The 7,006-nt window shown below is 75.7% G+C and carries 4 protein-coding genes; 3 read left to right on the forward strand and 1 reads right to left on the reverse strand.

Annotated features, from left to right (window positions below):
* A partial coding sequence (locus R7226_RS30375) for a dihydrodipicolinate synthase family protein (protein WP_318601265.1) occupies positions 1-706 on the reverse strand: 706 nt, incomplete at its 3' end.
* Positions 707-778: 72 nt separating this feature from the next.
* On the opposite strand from R7226_RS30375, the gene R7226_RS30380 reads away from it, so the two are divergent.
* The 3 genes from R7226_RS30380 to R7226_RS30390 all read left to right on the forward strand — a co-directional run.
* Positions 779-1,735, forward strand: a complete 957-nt coding sequence (locus R7226_RS30380) for a LysR substrate-binding domain-containing protein (protein WP_318601267.1) — start codon at positions 779-781, stop codon at positions 1,733-1,735.
* 106 nt (positions 1,736-1,841) lie between these two features.
* Positions 1,842-3,785 carry an HD domain-containing phosphohydrolase gene (locus R7226_RS30385; protein WP_318601269.1) on the forward strand — a complete coding sequence of 648 codons (1,944 nt, stop codon included), beginning with the start codon at positions 1,842-1,844 and terminating at the stop codon, positions 3,783-3,785.
* Positions 3,786-3,815: 30 nt separating this feature from the next.
* Positions 3,816-7,006: hypothetical protein (locus R7226_RS30390; RefSeq protein WP_318601270.1), on the forward strand; the 3,191-nt coding region annotated here is incomplete at its 3' end.

Below are 7,006 nucleotides of genomic sequence, written 5' to 3' on the forward strand. Positions count from 1 at the left end.
CGGCCGACAGCTCGCCACGCCGCGCGGCGGCCACCAGCGCGGCGAAGCGGCCGGTCGCGCAGTGGGCGGCGGCGGCGATCGCGCCGGCGCCGCCGGCGGCGTTCACGGGCAGGATCAGCGCGTCGTCACCGGCCAGCACGGAGAACGACGGCGGCGCCTGCAACAGCAGGTCGAGCGCGTCGTCGTCGAGCGCCGACAGGGCGAGCTTGACGCCCGCGACGGTCGGGGCGGCGGCGTGCAGCTCCAGCATGGCGGCAGCGCCAAGCCGGATGCCGGTCCGGTGCGGGACCTCGTAGACGAGCAGCGGCAGCGGGCCGGCCGCGACCGCGAGCCGCTCGAAGTGCGCGACGACGCCGGCACGCGACGGCCGCGAGTACGGCGGCACGACCGACAGCAGCGCACTCACGCCCGGCTGCTCGGCGCGGCGGGCGACCTCGCGCTCCGCGGCGGCGGTGTCGTTGCCGCCCGCGGCGACGGTGAGCGGCGCGCCCCGCTCGCGACAGATCTGCGCGAGCGTGTCGACGACGGCGTCGCGCTCGGCGGCGTCCAGCGTCGCGGTCTCGGCGGTCGTGCCGAGCGCGACGAGCCCGTCGGCGCCAGCGTCGAGCAGGTGGCGGGCGAGCCGCTGCAACGCGGCGAGGTCGACGCGACCGGCGGCGTCGAACGGCGTCACGAGCGGGATGTGGAGGCCGGCGATCTGGTTCATGCGCTCCATCCTCGCGCGCTCGACCCGGTAGATCCACTAATCATTTCTACTCACGGTTGTTAGTGTTGCTGCATGATCGACGTCCGCCGCCTGCGGATCCTGCGCGAGGTCGCCGTCGCCGGGACCGTCACGGCCGCCGCTCGTGCGCTCGGCTACACGCCCTCGGCCGTCTCGCAGCAGCTCGCGGCGCTTGAGCGCGAGACCGGCAGCGAGCTGCTGCGCCGCCGCGGCCGCGGGATCGAGCTGACGGCCGAGGGGCGGTTGCTGGTCGCGGTCGCCGAGCGGGTCGGGGCGGAGCTCGAGGCGGCCGAGGCCGAGCTGGCGGTGCGCGCGGCTCGTCCCGGGGGCGTGGTGCGGCTGCTCGCGTTCGCGACCGCGCTGCAGACGCTCGTCCCGCGCGCCGCGGCGGCACTCGCGGCGAGCGCGCCGGAGCTGACGCTGGAGATCGACGAGGCCGACCCCGACGACGCGCTGCGGCTGCTGGTGCAGGAGCGCGCGGACGTCGTCGTCGCGCACGACTACGACCTGCTCGAACGGCGCCGCCACGCCCGCGTCCATCGCCGCGAGCTGCTCGCCGACGAGCTGCGCGTGGTCGGCGCGGCTGACGCAAAGCGCGGCGCGCCCGACGCAAAGCGCGGCGCGGCCGGCGCAAAGAGCGGTGCACCCGGCGCGCTCGACCTCGCCACCCTCGCCGAGCGCGCGTGGGTGCTGCCCGACCGCGGCAGCGCCTGCGACCGCGTCGTCGAACGCGCCTGCGCGGCCGCCGGCTTCGCGCCGCGCGTCGTCGCGCGCAGCTCCGACTTCGCCGCGATCGCCGCGCTCGCGGAGGCGTGCGGGGCGGTCGCGCTGGTGCCGCGGCTGTCGCTGGAGCGGACCGCGCCGACCGCGGCCGGCGCCGCTGCCGCAAGACCGCTGGCGACCCCGGTCCGCCGCCTCGTCTTCGCCGCCGTCCGCGACGGAGCCCAGCGCCGCCCGCTCGAGGCCGCCGTGCTCGACGCCCTCACGGACGCCACCGCCGCGCCCGCCTGAGCCGATCGCGGCTCACCGACGCCGCCATCGCCTCCGCCTGACCCCGAACAGTCAAGCCTTACGCCGTTCGAGCCGATGCTTGGGGAGTCTCCCTCGAGCCGTCGCGTTGACCCAGTCGTCCATCCACCGAACCGCTTCCCTGCTGCTGTGGCTCAGCGGTGCGGTGATCGTCGCCTCGCTGCTGCGGACCGTGCTCGGGATCGGCGACGCGACGCTCGCCGAGATCCTCTACGACGTCGGGATCGTCGCCGCCTGCCTCACCTGGTGCCTGCGCGCGGCGACCCCGGACCCCGCCCACCGCGCGTTCGTCTGCGGCATCGCCGCCTCCCTGCTGTGGCTGGCCGGCGCCGTCTTCACCGCGTTCGAGGGCAACGACGCCGCCTTCTCGGTCGCCGACGTCGTGATGTTCGGGATCAACCCGCTGATCGCGCTCGCCGTCGTCCTCTACGGCCGCAGCGCGGTGCCGCGCCCGATCCCCGCGACGCGCTGGGTCGACGCGCTGCTGAGCGCCTTCACCGTCGCCGCCGTCGGCGCCGCGCTCGTGATCGAGGGCGCGCTCGCCTCAGTCGAGAGCGCCGCGATCACGGCCGCCGTCTACCCGACCGGCGCCGTCGTGCTGATGGCCGTCTCGGTCGGCCTGCTGGCGCTGCGCGGCTGGGCCTTCGACCGCCGCTTCTCGCTGATCGTCGCCGGCGCCGCGACGATCGTGCTGACCGAGGTCCTCTATCGCAGCGCCCAGGCCGACGGCTTCACCGCCGAGTTCGGCACCCTCTACGACTGCGGCTGGATGATCGGCGCGCTGCTGCTGGCGCTCGCCGCCTGGCAGCCGCAACGGCCGCTGCCGAGCGAGCCGCGCCGGACCGAGATCGTCGTCCCGATCGTGCTCGGCGCGATCGCGCTGCTGGTGCTGATCGCCGAGGGCTCCGAAGCCGACTCCTCGGCGCTGACGATCACGCTCTCCGGCCTCGCCGTCGCCACGCTGCTGGCGCGGATGGCGCTCAGCCTCACGCTCAACCACCGGCTGCTGCTGCACAGCCGGCGCGAGGCGATCACCGACACCGTCACCGGCCTCGGCAACAGCCGCCGCCTCGTCGCCGACCTCGAACGGCTCGCCGGCGCCCGCGCCACGCTCGTGCTGCTCGACCTCAACGGCTTCAAGACCTACAACGACACCTTCGGCCACCTCGCCGGCGACCACCTGCTGCGGCGGATCGGCGCGGCGCTGGAACGTGACGCCGGCAGCGGCGCGCGCGCCTACCGGATGGGCGGCGACGAGTTCTGCGTCCTGCTCCCCGGCGACGCCGCGATCACGCCGGCCGCGCTCGCCGCCGGCGCCGCCCAGCGCGGCGACGGCTTCACCGTCACGGCCGCCTTCGGCGCGGTCGCGCTGCCCGAGGAGGCGGCCGGGTCGACCGCCGCGCTGCGGCTCGCCGACGAGCGCATGTACGCGCACAAGCGCGACGGCGGCGGGCGCGCGCAGCCGGTCGTCGACGCGCTGCTGGCACTGATCGAGGCGCACGACCCGGAGCTGCGCCGCCACGCCGACGCGGTCGCCGAGCGCGCCGACGCGACGGCTGCCGCGCTCGGCCTCGGCGCCGCGGAGCGGCGCGAGGTGCGCCACGCCGCGGCGCTGCACGACGTCGGCACGCTGGCGCTGCCGGCCGCGGTCACCCAGAAGCCCGGCCCGCTCGACGACGAGGAGCGCGCCTTCGTCGAGCACCACACGATCTTCGGCGAGCGCGTGATCGCGACGACGCCCGACCTGCGCGCCGTCGCGACGGTCGTGCGCGCCAGCCACGAACGCTTCGACGGGACCGGCTACCCCGACCGTCTCGCCGCCGAGAGGATCCCGCTCGCGGCGCGGATCGTCTTCGCCTGCCACGCCTACGACGCGATCGTCACCGACCGTCCGCACGCCGCCGCGCGCTCCCCCGATGAGGCGGTCGCGATCCTGCGCCGCTGCGCCGGCAGCTCCTTCGACGGCCGCGTCGTCGAGGCGCTCGCCGGGGTGCTGGAGGAGGAAAACTCCAGGGTCGCGTCCCGATTGTGAGGGTGCGGCGGCGGGACTTCACTGGCCCGCATGCCAGACACCACCACTCCGCCTCCCACCGCGCGACGCCGGCGCCGCGGCCGCGCCGCGCTCGTCACCGTCGCGCTCCTGAGCGTCGCGACCGCGACCGCCGCCGGCACCACTCCGGCCGCCTCCGCCGCCGACCGCATCACGGTCGACTTCGAGTCCGGGCCCGCGCTCGACAGCCCGATCACGACCGAGTACCGCGAGAGCGCCTTCGTCACCTTCGCGCGCGGCGAGAGCTACCGCCCCTACCGCCGCACCGCGCCGGCGCTCGCCCGCTCCGGCAGAACGGTCGCCGACATCGGCGCCGACGTCTGCCAGACAGAGGTCGACGACGCGATCGACTGCGAGTTCCCGATCGGCGGCACGACCGCCCGGCTGACGCGCTCGGCCTCGTCGGCGACCGTCTACGCCGGCCTCTTCCGCCCGACCACGCAGCCGGTCACCGTCGAGCTGCGCGCCTACCGCGCCGACGGCAGAGCGGCCGCGACGGGCGCGCCCGTGACGATCACCGCCGACGGCTTCAGAACGGCCGCGACCGTCACCAGCGCCGCCGCCGACATCGCCCGCGTCGACGTCTACGTCGACGGCAGAGGCGCGATCGGCGCCGCCGTCGGGATCGACGACCTGACCTTCGACTACCCCGACGGCACGCTGCCCGACGTCGCGCTCTCGGGCCCCTCCCAGGAGATCACGATCCCGCAGGGCGGCTCCGTCGACGTGCCGATCGCGATCGGCCGCCTGAACGGCTCCAGAGGGCCGCTCGACCTCTCGGCGACGCGCCTGACGCAGGGCGTCAGAGCGCAGTTCGTGCCCGACCCCGTGCCCGGCACCGAGACCGAGGCGACGCTGCGCCTGAGCGCCGCCGCCGACGCGCCGACGCTGCCGCGCGGCGGCGGCCGCACGGTCGTCGTCAGCGGCGACCCCGGCGGCAACGGCGCGGTCGCGCCGGCGATCCGCACGCTCGGGCTGACGGCGCGCGTCGCGGCACCGTTCACGCTCAGCAGCCCGACCGCCGAACCGGCGCGCGTGCCGACCTGCACCGCGACGACGCACCCGCTGCGGCTCGAACGCGACCTCGACTTCCGCGGGACCGTCTCACTCAGCGTCAGCGGCGCCCCGTCCGGCGTCAGAGCGAGCTTCGACCGCAGCGAGGTCCCGGCGCAGGGCGGTCTGATCCAGGAGGTCGCGCTGCGCCTGGAAGGCTCGGCGATCCCGGCCGTCCCGGCGACGCTCACGGTCACCGCGACCTCGCCCGGCGCGCCGACGCGGACGCTCGCCGTCAACGTCGCGCGCGCAACGCCGACCGCGTCGTTCGCGACGCCGGCCAACCGCCTGCTGGTCACGCCGCAGCTGCTGCGGCGCGGGACCGACGTGCGGCTGACCGGCAACGGCTTCTGCCCCGGCACGGTCGTGCGCGTCGGCCAGGCGCACGACGCGGTGCCGGCCGTCGTCGAGCCCGACGGCAGAGGCCTGCGCTTCACGACGCCGCGCGACGCGACCTCCGGCAAGCTGGTGATCGTCGGCCCCGACGGCGTCGGCCACTACGCCGACCAGGAGGCGGTCGTGCGCGGCTATCGCAACACGCACGGGCTGCGCTTCGCCAACTTCCCCTTCGGCCACCTCTCCTTCGACGAGCTGGTCGACGCCTTCGGCAAGGACGACATCCTGTTGACCGTCGACCCCTGCCCGATCTTCAGCTGTCCCGTCACGCTGCCGACGATCGACTGGGGCGCGGCGATCGTCTGGCCGGTGCTGAACGAGGCGCTGAAGCGCAGCGGCGGCCACTGCTTCGGCTTCAGCCTCGCGACGCAGCGGTGGTTCGCCAGCCCGATCACGCTCAACGCCTTCTCGGCGCCCGAGCGCTTCGCCTGGAGCATCCCGCGCACAACCAACGCGCTCACCGACCACCTCGACGTGATGCACGCGCTGCAGGGCTCGAGCGAGTTCCTCGTCGCGTGGATGAAGCGCTCGCGCAGCCTCTCCGCGAACGTCGAGCGGATCCGCAGAGCGCTCGAAGCCGGCAACCCGCCGTCGGTCTTCCTGACGATAGGCAGCAGCGGCCACGTCGTCGTCGCGCACGACCTCGTCGACCGACCCGACGGCAGCGTCTACATCCACGTCTACGACAGCAACACGCCCTTCCTCGAAGCGGAGAACGGCGACAGAGCCCTGCACGCCACCCGCGAGGAGCTCAGCACGATCCTCGTCTCGCCCAAGCGCGACAGATGGCAGCTGGGCGCGACCAGCGGCGACGCCGACGAGCTCGCGATGCTGCCGCGCAACGCCGTCCCGTCGAACCCGTCGCTGCCGGGGGTCGGCGACCTCGGCTCGCTCGCGACGGTCGCGATCTTCGCCTCCGCCGACGGCGCCGCGCGGCTCGACGACCGCCCGGAAGGGAGCGACTTCCTGCCGCTGACCGAGCGGCCGCAGGACGGCGGCGAGGCCGGCGTCGTCTTCCCCGCCAGAGGTGAGCAGCCGGCGGTGACGCTGCGCGGGACCAGAGCGGGCAGCTACCGCCAGGTCGTCGTCGGCGACGACGCGGTCGCCTCGGTGCAGGCGCCGACCGCGAAGGGCGTGCGCGACACGACCGCCGGCCTCGCCGGCGGCGACGGGCTCTCCTTCGCCGCCGCCGACGGCGCGCCGCGGCGGCGCCTCACGCTGAACGTCGCCACGAGCGGGAAGGGCCCGTCGCGCGCCGCGCGCGTCGAGACCGGCAGCTCCGGCGGCGGCAGCGACAGCGTCCGCCTCGCTGACGGCCGCGTGCTTGTGATCGCGCACGAGGGCGCGCCGACGACCGCCTCCTTCACGCTCACCGGAGCCGGCCCCGGCGGTGGCCCGGTGACGTTCGTCTCCGGCCCGCTGCGGATCGCCGACGGCGAGACGGTCACGGCGGCACCGCTGCGCTGGTCGTCGCTGGAGCGCGTGCGCGTGACGGTGCGCGACCGCCGCGGCGCGACGCGCGTGCGCACGCTGCGCAACCGCGCGCGTGTCAGCGCCCGCGTCACGATCCCGTCGCTGACGGTCAAGCGCGGCGTCGCGACGGCGAAGGTGCGCCTGCGCGGCCTGCCCGCGAACGCGACGGCGGGCGGCGCGATCGTGCTGCAGGCGACGCGCGGCGGCCGCGCGCTCGGCCGCAGGACGGTGGCGCTGCGGCGTGCCCGCAACGGCCTGCGCACCGTCCGCTGGACGCTGCC

Source organism: Conexibacter stalactiti, from assembly GCF_033542075.1.
In the GTDB taxonomy this organism is placed as follows: Bacteria; Actinomycetota; Thermoleophilia; order Solirubrobacterales; family Solirubrobacteraceae; genus Conexibacter; species Conexibacter stalactiti.

Coding starts and splice junctions, on each gene's coding strand:
- R7226_RS30380 (WP_318601267.1), top strand. CDS start 779: ATGATCGACGTCCGCCGCCTGCGGATCCTGCGCGAGGTCGCCGTCGCC.